The sequence below is a fragment of the Blattabacterium cuenoti genome (assembly GCF_014251635.1).
GTDB classification, from domain to species: Bacteria; Bacteroidota; Bacteroidia; order Flavobacteriales; family Blattabacteriaceae; genus Blattabacterium; species Blattabacterium cuenoti_S.
The window spans coordinates 529998-551486 of the sequence record NZ_CP059194.1 but is presented as its reverse complement, the minus strand read 5'-3'; the positions used below and the strand labels follow the sequence as shown (position 1 = coordinate 551486).

Sequence of the window (21489 nt, the reverse complement as noted above, 5' to 3'; positions counted from 1 at the left end):
ATGAATATTGAAAAAAGTATTACAGAAATTATTCATCATCCTGTTTTATCTATTTCTATTATAGTAAATTTATTTTTAATAGAAAGCATTTTATCTATAGATAATGCAGCGATATTAGCATCTATGACTCTCAATCTTAAAAAAAAAGACAGAAAGAAAGCCATAAAATATGGAATTATTGGTGCTTATTTTTTTAGAGGAATATGTTTATTATTTATTTCCATGTTAATAAAAATATGGTGGTTAAAACCATTAGGAGGGATTTACTTAATTTTTGTAGGATTAAATCATTTTTTTTTTAAAAAAAATTCCTTATCAAAGGATTTCAAAAATGAAAAAACACAATATTCTTTTTGGAAAGTTATTTTCATTATAGAAATAATGGATTTAGCTTTTTCCATTGATAATATTTTCGCTTCTGTTGCTTTATCAGAAAACTTGATATTAATTTTTTTAGGTGTATGTATAGGGATATTCTCAATGAGATTGATTGCACAGTTTTTTGTTAAATTGATGGAAAAATTTACAGAATTAAAACATTCAGCCTTTATTGTAATTATTATTCTTGGATTTAAACTTGTTTTTTTTTCAAAAAAATATGTTCCTAATTTATTTTTATTTTTTTTTTCTGAAAAAATATTTTCATTATTAACTTTTTCTATATTTATATTTCCTATTTTTTTATCATGTATTAAAAAAAGAATAAATAAAAAATTAAAATAATATAGTAATAGGATCTTCTAAAAAATTTCTAAGAGAATGAATGTATTCACTTCCTTTAGCTCCATCTATAATTCTATGATCACAAGATAATGTAATTTTCATAACATTTCCTATTTCAATTTTATAATTTTTTACAACTGGACGCATCATAATAGATCCTACAGATAATATAGATGTATTAGGTATGTTGATAATGGAAGTAAAAGATTCTATTCCATACATCCCTAAATTTGAAACTGTGAATGTACTATTTTCTATTTCTTCTGGTTGTATTTTTTTTGATTTTGAACGTAATACTTTATCTCTAATCTCTTTTGAAATTTGTAATAATGATTTTTGATCTACATTTTTAATAACCGGAACAATCAATCCCTCTTTTATAGCTACTGCTACTCCAATATGAATATGTGAATGTATTATAACTTTTTCGTCGTCCCATGAAACATTCATGTCAGGATGTTTTTTCAAGGATTGAGCTACAGCTTTTATAATAATATCATTAAATGATATTTTTTCTTCTGAAGAAAGTTTATTATTTAAATTTTTCCTAAATTCAATTAATTTATCTGTATTTATTTCACTAAATAAATAATAATGTGGAGCTGAAAATTTAGAATAAATTAAATGTTTTGCTATTTTTTTTCTTATGGAAGAATGAATAACAGTATTTTCACTTTCTTTTTCCTTTTTCTTTAGATTAAGGTCAATTTTTTCGTAAGATTCTATATCTCTTTTAATGATTCTTCCATATTCTCCACTTCCCTTTATATCATCTATAGGAATACCTATTTCTTTAGCCATTTTTTTTGCCACAGGAGAAATAAATATTTTTTTATTTCTTTTTTCGTTTTTTATTTCTTGATTTTTTTCTAACCTAAACTCCTGATTATCTTGTTCTTTTTTTTTATATTTATATTGGAATTTTGAAATTATGTGACTTATGTCTTCCTCTTTTTTCCCTATAATTGCTAATACATCATTTACACGCGTAGTTTCTCCTTCTTTTACTCCAATAAAGAGTAAAACACCACTAACATCTATCTCAAAATCTTGAGTTGCTTTATCCGTCTCTATTTCAGCTAAAATCTCACCTTCTGAAACTTTATCTCCTATTTTTTTATTCCATTTGATTACAGTCCCCTCTTTCATTGTATCACTTAATTGGGGCATGTATATTATTTCTGCCATTATTTTTATTTTTATATATGTTTGTTTATGAATACGAAGGAAAAACTTTATCTAGATTTATTTATCTAGAAAAGGATAATTTGTTTCATGATAAACTACATTATACATTTTTTCTAAAGAAGGAAAATCTGATTTTTCTGCAAATTCGACACAAGATTCTACCTTTTTTTTAACTTCATTTTCTATTTCATTTAAATTTTCTATGGTTTCCCATTCATTCTGAATGATAATATTTTTTAATTTTAAAATTGGATCTTTTTTCTTGTATAAATGAACTTCCTCTTTACTACGATACAACTCAGAATCAGACATGGAATGCCCTCTATATCTATATGTTTTAACATCTAAAAAAGTAGCGCCTTCTCCTTTTCTAGCTCTTTCTATAGCAGTATAAGCGACTTGTGATACTTTTTTTGGATCCATTCCATCTACAGGATAAGAAGGAATCCCATATGACTTTCCTATTTTATAAATTTCTTCTATATTACTACTTCTTTTTACAGAAGTCCCCATTGCATATTTATTGTTTTCACATATGAAAACAACAGGAAGTTTCCATAACATAGACATATTGAATGTTTCATGTAAAGATCCTTGTCTTACTGCTCCGTCTCCCATAATAGTCAGGGTTACAGCTTTTCTATTAAAATATTTATCAGCAAAAGCAATTCCAGCTCCTAACGGAATTTGTCCGCCTACAATTCCATGCCCACCATAAAAACGATGTTTTCTACTAAAAATATGCATAGAACCTCCCATTCCATGAGAAGTTCCTGTTTTTTTTCCTAAAAGTTCCGCCATTACTTTTTTTGGATCAACCCCCATAGAAATAGGTAAAATATGACATCTGTAAGCGGTTATAATTTTATCTTTAGACAAGTCCATTGCATGAGTTAATCCAGCAGGGATCGCTTCTTGTCCATTATACAAATGTAAAAATCCTCTAATTTTTTGTTTTAAGTATAGGGAACGACATTTGTCTTCAAATTTTCTCCAAAAAGACATATCTTTAAACCACTTGATATAGGTTTTTGTGGTAATTTCCTTCATTATAAAGAAAAATTTTATGAAATAATCATCGTATAGTATACAAATTTAATCTTATAAGATTAAATATACAAAAATTTAAATTAAACAAATAAGGCTTTCTAGTTCCATTTTTCTAGAACCTTTAATAAGAATATAATCTGTTTCTTGAATAGAAGATTTCTGAATCCATTCAACAAAATTTTTTTTGTTTATAAAATTTTTTATTTTATAGGACGTTTTTTTTGTATTAAAAAAAATGTTTCCAATTAAGAAAGCAATGTTAATGTTGCTTTTTTTTATAAAGGAAATAATTTTTTCATGTTCATTCTTAGAAAATGGCCCTAATTCCAACATATCTCCTAATATTATGGTTTTGTGCCCTTGTATATTGTTAAAAAAGGCAAGAGCTTCGATCATACTAGTCGGATTTGCATTATAACAATCTATAATAATTTTTATATTATTTTTCATTAAAATTTGAGAACGATAATTATTAGGAATGTATTCTTCTACCGCTTCTTTCATTTTTTTTAAAGGAACTTTGAAGTATGTCCCAATAGTTATAGCAGAAGCGATATTATATAAATTGTAATTTCCTATTAAAGGAGAAATAATTTTTATATTTTTAATGTATAAAGCCGACTTTTTGATGTTGTTTCCCCATGAATATTCAATATTTACATCTGTTTTTTTTTTTTTTGTTCCTGAAAAGATATATCTATTCGTTCCTATACTATTATATAATTGAATAGAATCATCTCCATTGATAAATATTACTTTCTTATTTTTCTTTAAAAAATCATATAATTCTAATTTGCTGCGTATAATTCCTTCTATACTTTTAAATCCTTCTAAATGAGCTCTTCCAAAATTTGTAATATATCCATAATCTGGATTTATAATCCGACACATTTTCTCTATTTCTTTTTCATGATTTGCTCCGATTTCCATTACAGATATTTGTGTATCTCTAGGCATAGAAAGTATAGTTAACGGAATTCCTATATGATTATTGAAATTATTTATGGTGGAATGAACTTTTTTATATTTTTTAGCAAGAATAACTTTAGTCAGTTCTTTTGTAGTGGTTTTTCCATTACTTCCAGTTATTGCTATAATAGGGACGTGATACAATCTATATCTATGGTACATAGCTAATTCATGCAAAAAATATAATGTATTGTACACGAAAATAATTTTTCCGCAAAAAGCATATTTTTTATCATCAACTATAGCTAACATTGCTCCATTTGAAATCGCTTCATATGCAAATTGATTCCCATCAAAATTTTTTCCTCTTAAAGCTATAAAGATAGATCCTTTTTTAACTTTTTTACTATTTATTTCTATTCCAGAAGAAATAGAATACAATTGATATATATTTTGAATATTCATAAATCATATAATGTATTTTTTAAATCAAGAATTTAATTATAGTAAATCTTTTTCAAGTTTCATTTTTAAATTATTAATATTAGTGATGACAGTTCTTTTTTGATCTTTTATATAAGATATGTAACCTGTTTCTTCGGATATAACAAGACATATCGCATCCGTTTTTTCAGATAATCCAATAGCAGCTCTATGTCGTAATCCAAGACGAGATGGAATTTCTTTATTGTAAGAAACAGGAAGAATTGCTCTTGTTTTTATTATTTTATTTTCGACAATGACTACAGCTCCGTCATGTAATGGACTATTTTTATAGAAAATGCTTTCTAAAATAGAAATATTGACTTTAGCATCCATTTCATCTCCATTTTGAATAAATTCTTTTAAATCTTGATGTAATTGAATAACCATTAAAACCCCTGTTTTATCTCCAGAAAAAATAGCACAAGCATTCACTATGCTATCTATAGTTTCCGTTTTAATTGAAACTCCTGATTTTTTAAAGAGAGAAAATATAAATTTTTTAAAAAAAATTTTGCTTCCTACTATGAGAAGAAACTTTCTAATTTCTGGTTGGAATACAATGATCAAAGCTAAAAAACCTCCTTTAAAAAAAGCACTTATAACTATGCTGAGAAGTTTCATTTTATAAATTTCTACTACTTTCCAAAAAATAAAAGTCGCAATGATACCGTAAAAAATATTTAAAGCGGCAGTCCTGTAAACCAATCTGTATACTTGAAATAGAATAATGGTTACCAGAAAAATATCTAAAATATCAATGAAAGAAATTTTCAATAAATGTAATAATGAAAAAAAAGCTTCACGCAAAAATAATACAAGTATTAGTGAATTATAAAATTTTTCTATAATATTGTACTAATTTAATGCATTCTACAGCTTCTTTTACATCATGTACACGTAAAAATTTTGCTCCATTTAAAAGAGCTATAGTATGAATAATGGAAGTTGCATTTAATGATTTTTCATAAGAAGTTTTTAAAATGAATTTGATCATAGACTTTCTAGAAACGCCAACTAGAATCGGATAATCTTGAAATCCTAATAAAGATAGGTGTTTTAATAATTGAAAATTATGTTCTATTGTTTTTCCAAATCCAAATCCAGGATCTAAAATGATATCTTGAATTCCATATTTTTTTAAACAGTAAATTTTTTTCGAAAAAAAATTATTGATTTCTATTATTATATTTTCATGATAATATGGATATTTCTGCATATTTTCTGGAATCCCTTTCATATGATTTAATATATATGGAATTTTTAATTTTCCTAACAAAGGAAACATATTTTTATCTAATTTTCCTCCTGATATATCATTTATCATTATAGCGCCTTCTTCCACCGCTATTCTAGCAACTTCACTACGAAAGGTATCTATAGAAATTTTAACATTTGGAAAATTTTTTATGATGCCACGAATAGGTTTGATAACTCTTTTTATTTCTTCTTTTTCCGTTACTGATTTAGATCCTGGTCGTGTGGAACAAGCTCCAATATCTATAAAATCAGAACCTTCATTTAATAATGCACCAACATGTTGTAATATACTATATTCGGAACATAACTTTCCACTATTATAAAAGGAATCAGGAGTTAAATTAACTATTCCCATTATTTTTGGTTCTTTTAAATGCAATAAAGTGCCCGCACAATTAATTATCATTGAAAAACTATTTATTGTAATTTGTTATAAAATTAAATGATATGAATCATTCTTCTCTTGATCTTGATTTTATTTTTATTATTCAAAAATGTAGGAAACTTTTTTTAAAAAAATTAGAAGATTATGGGTTATCATGGAAATTTTTTCATAATTATTCCATAATAGATCAAGTTTTAATTAAAATAATTCGGATTAAGAATATTCAATTAAAAGGATTTCAAAAAATTAAAGAAGAAAAAATAACAGATACGTATATAGATATCATAAATTATTTAATAATTATTTTAATCAAATTGGATGTTTTTTTTACATCAAATTTTCATAAAATATCACATAATGATGTGATTTTGATATATAACGAAAAAATAAAAAAAATAAAAAATTATATATATGTGGACAAAACTTCAAATAAGTTTTCTATAAATCTTATTTTGAAAAAAATATTTTTTTTAAAAAAAAATAGAAAACAAATTTTATTCAAAGAATTAGAAAAATTTTGTTTTAAAATGTTAGTCGAAATCATTTTCTTATTAAGAAAAAATCTGTAATCTAAAAAAAATTACAATTTTTATTTATATTTAAAAATATTTATATAAAAATGAGAAAAAAGACAGTTATTGCAAATTGGAAAATGAATTATGACTTTCATGAAACAACTTCTTTTATTAGAAATTTTTTAAAAATTGTTTTTGAGAGAAAAATAAATCATAATAAAGAAATTATTATAGCACCTTCTTTTCCTTTTTTACATATTTCAAATCAAATTTTGCAAGGAACAACTTTAAATATTGCGGCTCAAAATATTTATCAAAAAGATAAAGGATCCTATACAGGAGAAGTATCTGCTTCTATGTTAAAATCTATAGGAGTTCAAAAAGTTATACTAGGACATAGTGAACGTAGAGAATTTTTTTTCGAAAAAAATAATGTTTTACTAGAAAAAATAAAAATAGCATTGAAATATAGTTTTAATATTATTTTTTGCGTAGGAGAATCATTTTTAGAAAGATCGAACAATAAACAATTTGAAGTTGTTAAAAATCAATTAAAAGAAACTGTTTTTCATTGTTCATCGGATGAAATAAAATCTTTTTATATAGCTTATGAACCAGTATGGGCAATTGGAACAGGAACAAACGCTACATTTGAACAAGCTCAGACAATGCATGAATTTATTCGTTCTTTATTTTTTAATAAATATGGAGAAAATATTTCTAATAAAATATCTATTTTATATGGAGGAAGTGTTAATGATTTTAATGCAAAAAATTTTTTTTCTCAAAAGGATATAGATGGGGGACTTGTCGGGAAGTCGTCTATGAAACTTGAAAAATTTTTGAAAATAGTTCAATCTTAGTTAGTATATTTGTATCATGTATCATGGGCCTCGTAGCTTAATTGGATAGAGCATCTGACTACGGATCAGAAGGTTATGGGTTCGAGTCCCTTCGAGGTCGCGTTTAGTTCTAACTAACCTAAATAAGGTTTTAATATTTTGCTTCTAGAAGAGTGTTTTAGTCTTTTTAAAGCTATACTTTCAATTTGTCTTACACGTTCTCTTGTTAAATCGCAAGATTGCCCCACTTCTTCTAAAGTCATAGGTGGAGATCCATTTAATCCAAAATGTAAAATGATAACCCTCCGTTCTCTCTCACTTAAAGTTTCTAAAATTCTTCTTATATCTTTACGTAAAGATTCTTTTTCTAAATGTTCGTCTGGACGAGGAGATTCATCAGATCGAACTAAGTCATATAAATTAGAATCTTCTCCTTCTATTAATGGAGCATCCATTGAAACATGTCTTCCTGAGTTTTTTATAGATTCTTCAACATCTTTCTCATTCATATCTAAATATTCTGCTATTTCTCTTGCAGAAGGGGTTCTTTGCAATTCTTGTTCTAGTTGAGCGAGAGTTTTCAGTATTTTGTTTAATAAAGCTAATTTATTTGTAGGCTGTCTAATAGAACGTGATTGTTCAGCGATAGCTTGTAAAATAGCTTGTCTAATCCACCAAACAACGTATGATATGCATTTAAAACCTCTTGTTTCATCAAAACGTAATATTCCTTTTATTAAACCTAAATTTCCTTCATTAATTAAATCACATAAACTTAAACCTTGATTTTGATACTGTTTTGCAACAGAAACAACAAAACGTAAATTGGCATTTACGAGCTTATCTATAGCAGTATCGTCCCCTTCTCTTGCTCTACGAGCATATTCTACTTCTTCTTCTGGAGTTAATAATGGAATTTTTCCTATTTCGTGAAGATATTTATCTAACGATTCAGATTCACGATTTGTTACTTGTTTAGTAATTTTAAGTTGTCTCATATTTTTTTTCTTTTTATTCATTTTTTTTTCCAGGACGGGGTAAAAGTATTTTTCTAGAGAGTTTCATTTTCTTATTTCTTTCATCCATTCCCATAAATTTAACGTCAATAATATCTCCTATATGGAATTCTTCTTCTATATTTTTTAATCTTTTCCATCCTATTTCCGAAATATGCAGCAACCCTTCAACTCCTTTAGATATTTCAACAAAAGCACCAAAATCTTTTATAGATTTTACTTTTGCTTTATAAACTTTTCCTAATTCAGGAACAAAAGCTATTTCTTTAATTCTATTGATGGCTTTCTCTATTTTTTCATCATCTTTTCCAATAATTTCAATGCAACCTAAATCCCCCTTTTCTTCAATTAGTATGTTTGTATTTGTACATGATTGTATTTCTTGAATAACTTTTCCACCTGGACCTATAACCGAACCTATAAAATCTTTGGGTATATTAAAAGTATATATTTTTGGAGCATTCGGTTTTATTTTTTTTCGATATTCAGGTAAAATTTCTAACATTTTTTTTAAAATAAAAATACGTCCTTCTAAAGCTTGCATTAAAATTTGATTAATGAGATCGAATGTTACTCCTTGCATTGTTTTCACATCCATTTGACAAGCTGTAATTCCATACTTAGTTCCTGTTATTTTGAAATCTAAATCTCCAAAATGATCTTCCTCTCCTATTATATCTGATATAATAACTTTATTTTCATTTTCCATAAATACTCCCATAGCAATTCCGGAAACAGGATTTTCTATAGGAATCCCTGCATCCATTAATGCTAAACTGGCGGCACAAACTGTAGCCATAGAAGATGAACCATTAGATTCTAGGATATCGGAAACAACACGAATTGTATATGGATTATTAGGGATAATATTTTTTAATGCCCGTTGAGCTAAATTTCCATGACCAACTTCACGTCTAGAAACCCCTCTTATAGAACGTATTTCTCCTGTTGAAAAAGGTGGAAAATTGTAATGTAAATAGAATTTCTCCTGATTTTCTATAATAACATTATCAATCCTATTAGCATCTAAAGATGATCCTAATGTTACTGTAGTTAAAGATTGAGTCTCTCCTCTTGAAAATAAAGCAGAACCATGTACTCCAGGTAAATAATCAACTAAACTAGATATTGAGCGTATTTGTTTACTAGTTCGGCCATCTAATCGTACTCCTTTTTTTAAAACTAAATTTCTAATTATATTTTTTATAATTTCTTCAAAAAATTGTTCAACAATAGTTTCTTTTTTCTCTAGTTCTTCTTCTTTTAAAAAATTTTTTTTAAAATCATTTAGTACAATTTTCTCTTGAATAGATCTAGTTTTTTTATCTACAAAATTTTGATAAATATTTTCAATTTTATCATGTGAAAATAAAAAAAGTTCTTTTTTTAATCTTTTATTTTCTTCTGAAGTATTTATTGATTCTTGATCATCAAAGAAAAAAAAACGATTCTTTGATAATTTATCAACTAAACGGATTTGAGCATCTATTTGTAATTTTATAGCTTCATGAGCTATAATCAAAGTTTCCAAAAATTCATTTTCTTTTATTTCCTTCATTTCTCCTTCTATCATAATAATAGAACGATTTGAAGCTCCTACTATCAAATCTATATCCGCATTTTTTAACTGATCTAAACGAGGATTAATAATGAATTTCCCATTTAAACGTATAATACGTATTTCTGATATAGGCCCATTAAAAGGAATTCCTGCTACAGATAAAGCTGTTGATGCAGCTAATCCTGCTAATCCATCTGGTAAAACAGTTTTATCATATGAAAGTAATGAAATCATAACTTGTATTTCTCTTTTAAAAGAATCCGGAAATGTAGGTCTTAAAACGCGATCTACTAATCTCATTGTCAAAATTTCTTCGTCAGAAGGTCTTCCCTCTCTTTTAATAAAACCTCCAGGAATCTTCCCTCCAGCAGAATATTTTTCTCTATAATCTACTGTTAAAGGCAAAAAATTGATTTCATTTCTTGTTTCTTTGGATACGACCACAGTTGCCAAAAGCATCGTATTTTTTGCACGGACTGTAACGGCTCCATCTGCTTGTTTAGCTAATCTTCCTGTTTCTATAACGATAGTACGACCATCTTTCATAGATATGGTTTCTTTTACTATATCTGGCATATTTTTTTATTTTCTATATAATAACAACTTATATTATATTATAGTTATAGATTTATTTTATATTTTATAGATACAGAAATATTTTATTAATTTTATTTTCTTAATCCTAAATGTTTAATTATATTTTTGTAATTGTTTATATCATGTTTCTCTATATATTTTAGTAATTTTTTTCTTTTTCCCACCATTTTTACTAAAGCTCTTTCTGTGTTAAAATCTTTTTTATTATTTTTGAGATGATTGTTTAAATGATTAATACGATAAGTAAACAAAGCGATTTGAGCTTTAGAAGAACCTGTATCGTAAACAGATGTTCCATAAGTTTTAAATATTTCTTTTTTTTTTTTCATAATAAAACTATAAAGTTATAAAATATTTTATTGAAACTAGTCTCTATTTTTTTCCATTTTGATAATGGAATCAATATATCTTCTATCATTAGATAAACGAGGAATTTTATTTTGTCCCCCTAATTTTTTATGTTTTTTTAGCCAATCATAAAATAAACCATTTTTAGCTACATATATAACAGGAGGACCTAAAACAATATTTTTATATCGTTTAATTTCGTAATCTGAATTCAAAGATTTTAATTCATTATCCAAAATATCCCTAAAATCACATAAATTTACAGGTGGTTTTTCAAATTCTATAATCCATTCATGAGCTCCAGAATTTTTTCGATTCATATACACAGGACCTGCCGTATATTCACGAATAATGGAATTCGTTTTTATGCAAGTTTTATTTAAGGCTTTTTCTGCATTTTCAACAATTAATTCCTCTCCAAAAGAATTAATATAATGAGTTGTTCTTCCTGAAATGGAAATTCGATATGGAGATAAATTTGTAAACCTAACAGTATCTCCAACTATGTATCTCCATAATCCTGCATTAGTAGAAATGACAAGTGCATAATTTTTGTTTAATTCTACTTTATCAATAGATAATATTTTAGGATCTGTATTATTTATCTCTTCTGTAGGGATGAACTCATAAAATATACCATGATTTAATAATAACAAAAGATCTTCAACATTTTTTTGATCTTGTATAGCAAAAAAACCCTCTGATGCACTGTATACATCATAATAATTTATAGATTTATCAAATAATTTCTCATATTGATTGATATAAGGTTTTAAACTGACTCCTCCATGAAATATTACCTCTATATTAGGCCATATTTCGTTTATTTTTTCTTTGTCAAATTCTTTTAATAATTTTTTCAAAAAAATCAACAACCAAGAACAAACTCCTAATAAAATTCTAACGTCTTTATGACCTGTTTCTTTTACCATCTTGTCTAATTTTTTTTCCCATTCACTCATTAAGGCTATTTTTTTTTTAGGTATACAAATATTTTCAATCCAAAAAGGCATATTTTTAATTAAAATGGAAGACAAATCCCCATAAAATGTGTTGTATTTTTTATACAATTCGTAACTTCCTCCTAGACGAACTGCTTTTCCAAAAAAAATTTTTGTTTTGGGATGATTATGAATATAGATGGATAACATATCTTTTCCTGCTTTATAATGACATGTATTCATAGATGATTTGGTGACAGGAATATATTTGCTTCTTGTGTTCGTTGTCCCAGAGGATCTGGCAAACCATTTTACTCCTCCTGGCCATAATACATCTTTTTCTCCTTTACGAATTTTTTTAATAAGACATTGTAAATCAGCGTATTTGCATATAGGAATTCTTTCGGAGAATTGTTGATATTTTTTAATATCACGAAATCCGTATTTCTTTCCAAATTCGGTATTTCTCGCATAAAAAATCAGTTGATCGATTAGTTGATTTTGTATTTCTATCGGATAACGCATAAATAATTCTATGCTTTTAATTCTTTTTTTAAGGAAAGTAGGGGTAAAATATCCAGATAAATATTTGATCATGATGAAAAAATATTTTAATTATAAGGTTATAAAAATGAATTTATTTCTTTATTTTTTTAACTAAATAAATAGAAACAATTCCAAAAGTTAGTTTTTGTATATGAATCGGATCGAATTTATGATATTTTAAGAGTTTATTCATTTTTTTGTTGCAATATGGAAAAGAGAATATAGATTTTTTTAAATAATTGTAAGCAAAATGACTTTTGGATATAAAATTTCCTATTTTTTTTACAAAATGGAAATAGAAATAATAAATTTTTTTTATCCAATAATTGGAAGGTTTAGAAAATTCTAAAATAACTAAAATTCCTGAAGGTTTTAAAATCCTATGTATTTCTCTAACAGAATGATGAATGTATTGAAAATTCCTTATTCCGAAAGCAATAGTTACTATATCGAAAGTTTCATTTTGAAACGGAATATTTTGTGAATATCCTTTAATAATTTGAACTCTTTTTTCAAAAAAATTGTTTTTTATTTTTTTTTCAGCTATTTTCAGCATTTTATCAGATGGATCTAATCCTGTAATATGAGCATGTTTGAATTGATTGGCTAACAATATAGCTAAATCTCCAGTACCAGTTGCTAAATCTAATATTTTTAGAATTTTTTTTTCACTCAATTTATATAATAAATGAATTGTTTTTCTTCTCCATATAAAATCTATTCCAAAAGATAGTATATGATTAATTAAATCGTATTTATTGGCAATATGATCAAACATATTTTTCAATTTTTCTTCTTTTGAAGAAGGAGAATATTTATACATAATATTTGGAATTTACTTTTTAAATTAAAAAGTATGGGAAAAAAATAATTTTTTTGAAGAATTTTATTTTTTTACTTTAATTTATATAATATATATAAAGAAAGAAATGATTCGATCAATTATTACGGGAACGGGGCATTATTTACCAAAAAAGATAATAAAAAAAGATCATTTTTTGAAACATAAATTTTACGATAAAAGAGGATTAAAAATTGAAAAATCTAATGAGGAAATCATCAATAAATTTCAAAAAATTACAGAAATTGAGGAAAGAAGATATATAAATGAAGGATTATTAAATTCTGATATTGCTGCTATTGCAGCAAAAAAAGCTTTGATAAATTCTAAAATTTATAAGGAAGAAATAGATTATATTATATCTGCTCACAACTATGGAGATATTCATCCTATTTCTTATCAATCTGATTTTATGCCTTCTATCGCTGCTAAAGTAAAAAATAAACTTAAAATAAGAAATAGAAAATGTAGACCATATGATATGATTTTTGGTTGTACAGGATGGATAGAAGGCATGATTCTTGCGGATCAACTTTTACGATCTAAATATGCTAGAAATATATTGATTACTAGTTCCGAAACTTTATCTAAAGTTATCGATCCACATGATAGAAATGCAATGATTTTTTCCGATGGAGCAGGAGCAGCGATACTATCTGCTATAGAATATTTAGAAGATGAAAAACATGGGGTCATTCATTATGATACTCAATGTGATAATAATGAGAAATTATATTATTTAACGAATGGCCCTTCTTTAAACCCAAATTATAAAAAATCTTTAGTTAATATTAGAATGAATGGAAGGAGAATTTATGAATATGCATTAACGAAAGTTCCAAACATGCTAAAAAATATACTTGATCATGCTAATTTTCATATTAAGGATATAAAAAAAATTCTTATTCATCAAGCTAATGCTAAAATGGATTATGCTATTTTAAAAAGATTATTGAAATTATATAATTGTACATCCTTAAAGAAAGATTTCATGTCAAAAATTATGCCGATGACAATACAAAAATTTGGAAATTCTTCTGTAGCGACTGTTCCTACTTTATTGGATTTAATTCTTAAAGGAAAAATGCCACCTCATGAGATTAAACCTGGAGATACAATTCTCATGGCTTCTTTAGGCGCTGGAATGAATATTAATGGATTGATTTACCGTTTTCCAAACAAAAACAAGAAAAAATAAATATGAAAAAAAAAATACATCCAGAAAATTATAGACCTGTTGTTTTTAAAGACATTAATAATGATAAAATAATTATTTGTAAATCTACAGTTATAACAAAAGATTCTATCCACATAGATGGAAGTGACTATCCATTATATAAAATGGAGATATCTAGTTATTCACATCCGTTTTTCACTGGAGAAAAGAGATTTTTAGGTAAAACGGGACCTGCTGAGAAATTTAAGAAAAGATATGAAAAATATAAAAAATTATAATTCATATGAATTTCATATTATATGATGGGATAGAATGGAAAAAATTATTTCCTATAACACTTACTAGACCTGTATCAGAAATCAGATTAGGATTATTTACTATAAAAGAAAGGTGGGAAAAATATATTGGAAAAAATGTAGAGAGCATTATTACACAGCCATTTCTTTCAAAAAAATTTTCAAAAAAAGAATCTTTATTTTTTGAAAATATATTGTTAATTAATTCTGCATTTCTTCCTAATGAAGAGTTAATTCAAATTCTTTTTTCTTTAAAAGAAAATGAAACTATTTTCTTTAAAGAAAAAATGATTGCCATAAAAAAAAATTTCTTTTTAGGAAAAGAAAACATTCATTCTTTATTTTTAAAAAAGTGTAAAAAAACATATCATGTAAATAAAATTATTCATATTCAATATCCATCGGATATATTTATTAATAATGAAACTGTTATAAAAAAAGATTTTTTGTTTTTCACAAATGGAAAAAAATCGTCCTCTTTGTTAGGAAACAATCATGTTATTTGTAGGGATAAAATTTTTTTGGAAGAAGATATAAAAGCGAATAATGTTGTATTAAATGCGGAACATGGCCCCATATACATTGAAAAAGGAGTTGAAATTATGGAAGGATCTGTAATTAGAGGGCCAGTAGCAATTGGAAAACACACCACGTTAAATATGGGGGCAAAAATATATGGAGCAACAACTATAGCTACTTTTTGTAAAATAGGAGGAGAAATTTTTAATTCAGTAATTTTTTCCTATTCTAATAAGGTTCATGATGGATTTTTAGGTAATTCTATTTTGGGAGAATGGTGTAATTTAGGGGCTGGAACCAATATTTCTAATTTGAGAAATGATTATCAAAAGGTAACCGTTTGGGATTATGAGAAAAAAGATTTTTCCCATACCAATTTACAATTTTTTGGTCTAATCATGGGAGATCATTCTAAATCATCAATAAATACTCAATTTAATACCGCTACAATTGTAGGTGTTAGTGATAATATTTTTGGATATGGATTTCCGCCTAGATATATTCCTTCTTTTTTTTTAGGAGGGATTCAAAAAAAAAAAAGAATTCCTTTTAATAAAGTTTGTGAAACTGCTGAAATTATGATGAATAGAAGAAATGTTAATTTTTCTCTTTTAGACAGAAAAATTTTAGAATATTTATATCAATTATTGGATATTTAGTTAATTTTTGATATATGCATATGTATGGTGGTATGTATGGATTACAATACAATTTTTAAAAGTTATTTATATGCTGAAACATAATTTAGGTTATCCTCGTATAGGGATACAAAGAGAGTTAAAAAAAGCTTGTGAAGCTTATTGGTCAAATAAAATTGATTCTGACGCTTTATTTGATGTAGGAAAAAAAATCAGAAAAGAAAATTGGAAAACGCAAGAAAAAGCTAATTTGAATTTAATTCCATGCAATGATTTCAGTTTTTATGATCATGTTTTAGATATGTCTTTGTTATTAGGAGTAGTTTCAGAGTCTTATCTTTCTATTCCATTGATTCAAAACAATATTGATCTATATTTTTCTATGGCTAGAGGGTTTCAAAAAAATGGTTGGGATATTAAAGCGATGGAGATGACCAAATGGTTTAATACTAATTACCATTATATTGTTCCAGAATTTGAAAAAAATCAAAAATTTTCTATTTTTTCGAAAAAAATTTTTGATGAATTAGAGGAATCTAAAAATGTATTAAAATCAATAAAAAAAATTAAACCTGTATTAATTGGACCTCTATCTTATTTATTTTTAGGAAAAGAAAAAGAAAAATCCTTTCATAGAATGGATTTAATAGAAAATCTTATTCCTATTTACATAAAAATTATTAACAAATTAAAAAATGAAGGAGTTAATTGGATTCAATTAGATGAACCTATTTTAGCTTTAGATATGTCAGAAAAAGAAAAAAAAGTTTTTAAATATGCTTATGGAGAAATATCCAGATTTTGTTCTGGAATTAATATTTTGTTAACTTCTTATTTTGATGGGATCTCAGAAAATATATTTCTTTTTCAAGAGATATCTATTCAAGCTTTACATATAGATTTAGTGGAAGATTCAAATCAGTTGGAAAAAATACTTTCTTTTTTTTCAAGAGACTCAAAAATGATTTTGTCTTTAGGTCTTATTGATGGAAGAAATATATGGAAAAATAATTATGCTAATTCTATTAAAAAGATAGAAAAAGCGATGGAATCTGTGGGAGAAGATAGAATTATGATTGCTCCTAATTGCTCTCTTTTACACGTTCCTATAGATATAGAATATGAGAATTCTATTCACATAGATATCAAAAATAAAATGTCTTTTGCAAAACAAAAAATTTATGAATTAAATGATTTAGAAAAAATTATAAAAGGAAATAAAAATATTCTACTCAGTAACTCCTCTTTATTAGAAAAATCATCCTCTATTTTTCATGATATAAAAATAAAGGAAAGAGCAATGAAAATAACAGACCAAGACATACAAAGGGAGAATCATTTTTATATTAGACAAAAAAAGCAGAAAAAAAAATTTCATCTTCCTCTATTTCCTACTACGACTATAGGATCTTTTCCTCAAACGAAAGAAATACGTAGTTTGCGAAATAAATTTCGAAAAAAAGAACTGAGTAAAGAAGAATACGATGAAAAAATAAAAAATTTCATTGTAGAAGTTATTAAAGAACAAGAAAAAATAGATTTAGATGTATTAGTTCACGGGGAATTTGAAAGAACTGATATGGTGGAATATTTTTCTGATAAATTAAAAGGAATACTTTCTACTGATAATGGATGGGTACAAAGTTACGGAAGTCGCTGTGTTAAACCTCCTGTTATTTATGGTGATGTTGCTCGTGTTGGCGATATGACTGTTAAATGGATCTGTTTTGCTCAATCTAAAACAAAGAAATTAATGAAAGGGATGCTAACTGGCCCCGTTACAATCTTACAATGGTCTTTTGTCAGAGATGATCAACCTATTTATCATACTGCTTATCAAATAGCTTGGGCTATTCGAGAAGAAGTCTTATCTTTAGAAAAATCTGGGATTCAAATTATTCAAATTGATGAACCTGCTTTAAGAGAAGGATTACCTTTGAAAAAAAAGAATTGGAAATCTTATTTTGATTGGTCTATTCAAGCTTTTCGTTTATCCTCAAGTGGAGTGAAAGATGAAACTCAAATACATACACATATGTGTTACAGTGAATTTAACGATATATTACAACATATAGCAGATATGGACGCAGATGTGATTACTATAGAAACTTCTAGATCTAGAATGGAATTGTTAAAAGCCTTTTCCGTTTTTTCTTATCCTAATGAAATAGGTCCAGGAGTATATGATATTCATTCTCCAAGAATCCCAACAGTAGAAGAAATATTTGACTTAATAGAAAAAGCTTCAAGAAAATTACCTATAAAAAATATTTGGGTTAATCCAGATTGTGGATTAAAAACTAGAAAATGGAAAGAAGTATTGATGTCACTTCATAATATGACAAAAGCAGCGAAAATGGCTAGACTAAAATTAGTCTAGTTCATATTAAATTCAAAAAAAATGAATTTGCATAAAAAAGAAGAAATAATAAAAAAAGAATTTAAAATTCTTAAAAATTGGGAAGAAAAATATGAATATTTGATAGATTTAGGTAAAAAATTATCTAATAAGTCACCTATATTTAGATCTGAAGATAAATTAATTCATGGATGTCAATCCAAAGTTTGGTTAGAGGCTAAATTTAATGAATCGCGCATTTTTCTTGATGCGGATAGTGATGCTTTATTGCCTAGAGGGATGGCTGCTCTTATGATTCGAGTATATTCAGGCCTCTTTCCTTTTGAAATTATTTGCTCTAATGCTAATTTTATTTATGAAATAGGATTTCAAACTTTTTTATCTCCTATTAGAGCTAATGGAATGTTTTTATTTTTAAAAAAAATAAAATTTTATGCCATAGCTTTTCATACCAAAGTTTCTATTAATTTGAATGGACGAATTTTAAAAAAAAAATGAAATGTTTCAAACCATTAATCCTGTAAACGATAATGTATTAAAAACTTATTATTTTTTATCCAATAAAAATATTGATTTTAAATTATCTGAAGCTCAAAACGCATATAATAAATGGAAAAATTATCCTTTCAATTTGAAAATTGAATGTTTAACGAAATTCTGTTTTTTCATGAAAAAAGCCACAGATATTATGGCTTATTCCATTACTCAAGAAATGGGTAAACCCATAACTCAATCTCATGCAGAAGTAAATAAAAGTATTAATTTATGTAAATATTATTGCGAGTTCCAAAAATCTATTTTTATTAAAAAAATTTATACTGAATATAAAATTTCTTATGTAAAGTTTGAATCTATAGGCGCTATATTAGGAATTATGCCTTGGAATTATCCCATTTGGCAAACAATAAGATCTACTATTCCTAACTTATTATTAGGAAATGTAATGCTGATTAAACCAGCTATTAATACAACAGAATGTTCTCTTATTTTAGAAAAATTATTTTTAGAATCCGGTTTTCCTAAAGGTATTTTTCAAGTTTTATTAATGGATATAAATCAGATAGAATCTGTTATAGCCCATCCTGCAATACAAGGGGTTACTTTTACAGGAAGTACTTTAACGGGAAGTATTATAGGATCATTATCTGGAAAATATATTAAAAAATCTGTTTTAGAATTAGGAGGAAATGATGCTTTTGTCGTTCTGAAAGATGTAGAAAATATAGGAAAAATAGCAAAATTAGCTACAGAATCTAGATTAAATAATACAGGACAAACATGTATTTCTGCAAAAAGATTTATTGTAGATAAAACTATAATAAATGATTTTATAGATGCAGTTATACAAGAAATGAAAACATATCACAGAGGAAATTTATATGATGAATCTACTAAAATAGGTTATATTTCTCGTCATGATTTATCTGAAAAATTGTATCAGCAATACAAAAATATTATACTAAATGGAGGAAAAATATGTTTAGAAATTACCAGAGATGGTAATTTTTTTTCTCCTTCTTTATTAAAAATAGAAAATGATAACTGTATAGTGAAAAAAGAAGAAATATTTGGTCCAATAGGAATTATTTATTCTTTCTCTCAAGAAAGAACAATTCCTGATATTGTTAATAATACACCATACGGGCTTGGAGCTTCTATTTGGACAAAAGATTTAGAAAAAGCGGAAGAAATATCAAAAAAAATAGACACGGGTATGGTTTTCATAAATGAAGTTGTGAAATCAGATCCACGTTTTCCTTTTGGAGGAGTTAAAAACTCTGGATATGGTAGAGAATTATCTTCTTTATCTATAAAAGAATTTTCCAATTGTAAAACTGTGGTTATATCAAAATTATAAATTCTTTCGCATTCTTGCAACAGGAATATGCATTTGATCTCTATATTTCGCGATAGTTCTTCTAGCAACTAAATAGCCTTTTTTTTGAAGTATTTTGGATAATTTTTCATCAGTGAAAGGTTTTTTTTTATTTTCTTTAGATATTGATTCTCCTAAAAGTTTTTTTATTTCAATAGAGGAAATTTCTTTTCCTTTTTGGTTTATCATCTTTTCAGAAAAAAAACTTTTTATTAAAAAAGTACCATACGGGGTGTTAACATATTTACTATTAGCGACACGTGAAACAGTAGAAATACCTACTCCAATTTTTTGGGAAATATTTTTTAAAATCATAGGTTTTATTTTTAGTGGATCTCCCGTTAAAAAATATTCTTTTTGATAATCCATAATAGCGTTCATTGTTAACATTAATGTATTTTGACGTTGTTTGATTGCGTCTACAAACCATTTTGCTGAATCTATTTTTTGTTTTAAAAATACAATGGTTCCTTCATTTTTTTTTATATTTTTATCTGATTTATAGGATTTTAACATATTTAAATATAAAGATGATACTTTTAATTCTGGAACATTTCTTTGATTTAAAGAAAGTTCTAATTTTTCATCTGAAATATAAATATTAAAATCCGGAATTATATGATCCAAATTTTTAGTGTTATCAGAATAAAACCTTCCTGGTTTAGGATTTAATTTTCTTATTTGATCAATAACTTTTCGTAAATCTTTTTTTGTTATTCCCAATTTTTTTTGCAATTTTTTGTAATGTTTTTTTACAAAAGATTCAAAATGATCTCGTATTATTTTTTTTGATAAAAAAATTTCTTGATTGATTTTTTTTTTCTCTAATTGAATCAGCAAACATTCTTGTAAATTCCTGGATCCTAACCCTATAGGATCTAATTTCTGTATATAATTTACAAGTAATTTCTCTATTTTTTCTGTAGAGACAGATATTCCAAGTATTAAAAAAATATCATCGGATATAGATGTAATTTTTCTTTTAATATAACCATCATTGTCTATATTTCCTAATATAAAATCAGCAATTAATAAATCTTTTTCATTTAAACGAAATGTATGCAATTGATTTTTTAGATATTCTTGAAAAGAAATTCCAGAAATAATGGGAATATGTTTTTTTATGCTATAATTTTGGTTATTGATTTGGAAATCTTCAATTTCGTCATCACTTAAATATTCATCTATATCAGATAGATCTGAAGATTGATTTTGATCCTCTATAAGATCCATCTCATTTTCTTCTGAAGATTCTTCTAAGTCCGAACAATTTTCTTCCTCTAAAGCTGGATTTTCTTCCAATTCTTTTTGAACTCTTTGTTCAAAATCTAAAGTGGACAATTGAACTAATTTCATTAATTTGATTTGTTGTGGAGAAAGCTTATGTTGTCCTTTTTGCAATAACTGTTGTTTTAACAT

20 protein-coding genes and 1 tRNA gene are annotated in these 21489 nt (G+C 26.0%); 10 read left to right on the top strand and 11 right to left on the bottom strand.

Annotation, left to right across the window (positions count from 1 at the left end):
• Entirely contained in the window at window positions 1-723 is a 723-nt protein-coding gene (locus H0H64_RS02700; protein ID WP_185857258.1) for a DUF475 domain-containing protein, read from the top strand.
• On the opposite strand, the gene H0H64_RS02695 is transcribed toward H0H64_RS02700, so the two are convergent.
• The 5 genes from H0H64_RS02695 to folP all read right to left on the bottom strand — a co-directional run bounded on the left by H0H64_RS02695 (window position 715) and on the right by folP (window position 6019).
• Entirely contained in the window at window positions 715-1911 is a 1197-nt protein-coding gene (locus H0H64_RS02695) for a dihydrolipoamide acetyltransferase family protein (RefSeq protein ID WP_185857257.1), read from the bottom strand. The genes H0H64_RS02700 and H0H64_RS02695 overlap by 9 nt on opposite strands.
• 57 nt (window positions 1912-1968) lie before the next feature.
• Window positions 1969-2961 carry a pyruvate dehydrogenase (acetyl-transferring) E1 component subunit alpha gene (pdhA, locus tag H0H64_RS02690; protein ID WP_185857256.1) on the bottom strand — a complete coding sequence of 331 codons (993 nt, stop codon included), beginning with the start codon at window positions 2959-2961 and terminating at the stop codon, window positions 1969-1971.
• 75 nt (window positions 2962-3036) lie between these two features.
• Complete coding sequence (locus H0H64_RS02685; RefSeq protein ID WP_185857255.1) at window positions 3037-4335, bottom strand: UDP-N-acetylmuramoyl-tripeptide--D-alanyl-D-alanine ligase; 1299 nt, start codon at window positions 4333-4335, stop codon at window positions 3037-3039.
• Between the two features lie 36 nt (window positions 4336-4371).
• Window positions 4372-5163 carry a diadenylate cyclase gene (locus H0H64_RS02680; RefSeq protein ID WP_185857254.1) on the bottom strand — a complete coding sequence of 264 codons (792 nt, stop codon included), beginning with the start codon at window positions 5161-5163 and terminating at the stop codon, window positions 4372-4374.
• Window positions 5164-5185: 22 nt separating this feature from the next.
• Window positions 5186-6019 carry a dihydropteroate synthase gene (folP, locus tag H0H64_RS02675; protein ID WP_185857253.1) on the bottom strand — a complete coding sequence of 278 codons (834 nt, stop codon included), beginning with the start codon at window positions 6017-6019 and terminating at the stop codon, window positions 5186-5188.
• Window positions 6020-6060: 41 nt separating this feature from the next.
• Between folP and H0H64_RS02670 the strand changes: the two genes are divergently transcribed.
• The 3 genes from H0H64_RS02670 (at window position 6061) to H0H64_RS02660 (ending at window position 7476) form a co-directional block, all read left to right on the top strand.
• On the top strand, window positions 6061-6567 hold the full coding sequence (locus H0H64_RS02670; RefSeq protein WP_185857252.1) for a nucleotide modification associated domain-containing protein: 507 nt from the start codon (window positions 6061-6063) through the stop codon (window positions 6565-6567).
• A 50-nt stretch (window positions 6568-6617) separates the two neighbouring features.
• Entirely contained in the window at window positions 6618-7376 is a 759-nt protein-coding gene (gene tpiA / locus H0H64_RS02665; protein ID WP_185857251.1) for a triose-phosphate isomerase, read from the top strand.
• Between the two features lie 26 nt (window positions 7377-7402).
• Window positions 7403-7476, top strand: a tRNA-Arg gene (locus H0H64_RS02660).
• A 13-nt stretch (window positions 7477-7489) separates the two neighbouring features.
• Here H0H64_RS02660 and H0H64_RS02655 read toward each other — a convergent pair.
• The 5 genes from H0H64_RS02655 to ubiE all read right to left on the bottom strand — a co-directional run bounded on the left by H0H64_RS02655 (window position 7490) and on the right by ubiE (window position 13187).
• Window positions 7490-8353 (bottom strand): sigma-70 family RNA polymerase sigma factor, encoded by an 864-nt coding sequence (locus H0H64_RS02655; protein WP_185857617.1) that lies wholly within the window; start codon window positions 8351-8353, stop codon window positions 7490-7492.
• Between the two features lie 13 nt (window positions 8354-8366).
• Window positions 8367-10508, bottom strand: coding sequence for a polyribonucleotide nucleotidyltransferase (locus H0H64_RS02650; RefSeq protein WP_185857250.1), 2142 nt, complete (start codon window positions 10506-10508; stop codon window positions 8367-8369).
• A 92-nt stretch (window positions 10509-10600) separates the two neighbouring features.
• Window positions 10601-10858 carry a 30S ribosomal protein S15 gene (gene rpsO / locus H0H64_RS02645; protein WP_185857249.1) on the bottom strand — a complete coding sequence of 86 codons (258 nt, stop codon included), beginning with the start codon at window positions 10856-10858 and terminating at the stop codon, window positions 10601-10603.
• Between the two features lie 36 nt (window positions 10859-10894).
• Window positions 10895-12415: a GH3 auxin-responsive promoter family protein gene (locus tag H0H64_RS02640; RefSeq protein ID WP_185857248.1), complete on the bottom strand. Its 1521-nt coding sequence runs from the start codon at window positions 12413-12415 to the stop codon at window positions 10895-10897.
• A 40-nt stretch (window positions 12416-12455) separates the two neighbouring features.
• Window positions 12456-13187: a bifunctional demethylmenaquinone methyltransferase/2-methoxy-6-polyprenyl-1,4-benzoquinol methylase UbiE gene (gene ubiE / locus H0H64_RS02635; protein ID WP_185857247.1), complete on the bottom strand. Its 732-nt coding sequence runs from the start codon at window positions 13185-13187 to the stop codon at window positions 12456-12458.
• Between the two features lie 106 nt (window positions 13188-13293).
• Between ubiE and H0H64_RS02630 the strand changes: the two genes are divergently transcribed.
• From H0H64_RS02630 to H0H64_RS02605, 6 genes are all read left to right on the top strand, one after another.
• Window positions 13294-14403, top strand: a complete 1110-nt coding sequence (locus H0H64_RS02630) for a 3-oxoacyl-ACP synthase III family protein (protein WP_185857246.1) — start codon at window positions 13294-13296, stop codon at window positions 14401-14403.
• A 2-nt stretch (window positions 14404-14405) separates the two neighbouring features.
• The gene (locus H0H64_RS02625; protein ID WP_185857245.1) at window positions 14406-14660 is read left to right on the top strand and encodes a type B 50S ribosomal protein L31; all 255 of its coding nucleotides are present in this window, start codon (window positions 14406-14408) and stop codon (window positions 14658-14660) included.
• A gap of 5 nt (window positions 14661-14665) precedes the next feature.
• Entirely contained in the window at window positions 14666-15856 is a 1191-nt protein-coding gene (locus tag H0H64_RS02620) for a putative sugar nucleotidyl transferase (protein WP_185857244.1), read from the top strand.
• 70 nt (window positions 15857-15926) lie between these two features.
• Entirely contained in the window at window positions 15927-18215 is a 2289-nt protein-coding gene (metE, locus tag H0H64_RS02615; RefSeq protein ID WP_185857243.1) for a 5-methyltetrahydropteroyltriglutamate--homocysteine S-methyltransferase, read from the top strand.
• 21 nt (window positions 18216-18236) lie between these two features.
• Window positions 18237-18692, top strand: a complete 456-nt coding sequence (locus H0H64_RS02610) for a SufE family protein (protein WP_185857242.1) — start codon at window positions 18237-18239, stop codon at window positions 18690-18692.
• Window position 18693: 1 nt separating this feature from the next.
• Entirely contained in the window at window positions 18694-20052 is a 1359-nt protein-coding gene (locus tag H0H64_RS02605; protein ID WP_185857241.1) for an aldehyde dehydrogenase family protein, read from the top strand.
• Here H0H64_RS02605 and rpoN read toward each other — a convergent pair.
• Window positions 20047-21489 carry an RNA polymerase factor sigma-54 gene (gene rpoN / locus H0H64_RS02600; RefSeq protein WP_185857240.1) on the bottom strand — a complete coding sequence of 481 codons (1443 nt, stop codon included), beginning with the start codon at window positions 21487-21489 and terminating at the stop codon, window positions 20047-20049. The two genes, H0H64_RS02605 and rpoN, sit on opposite strands and share 6 nt — an antisense overlap.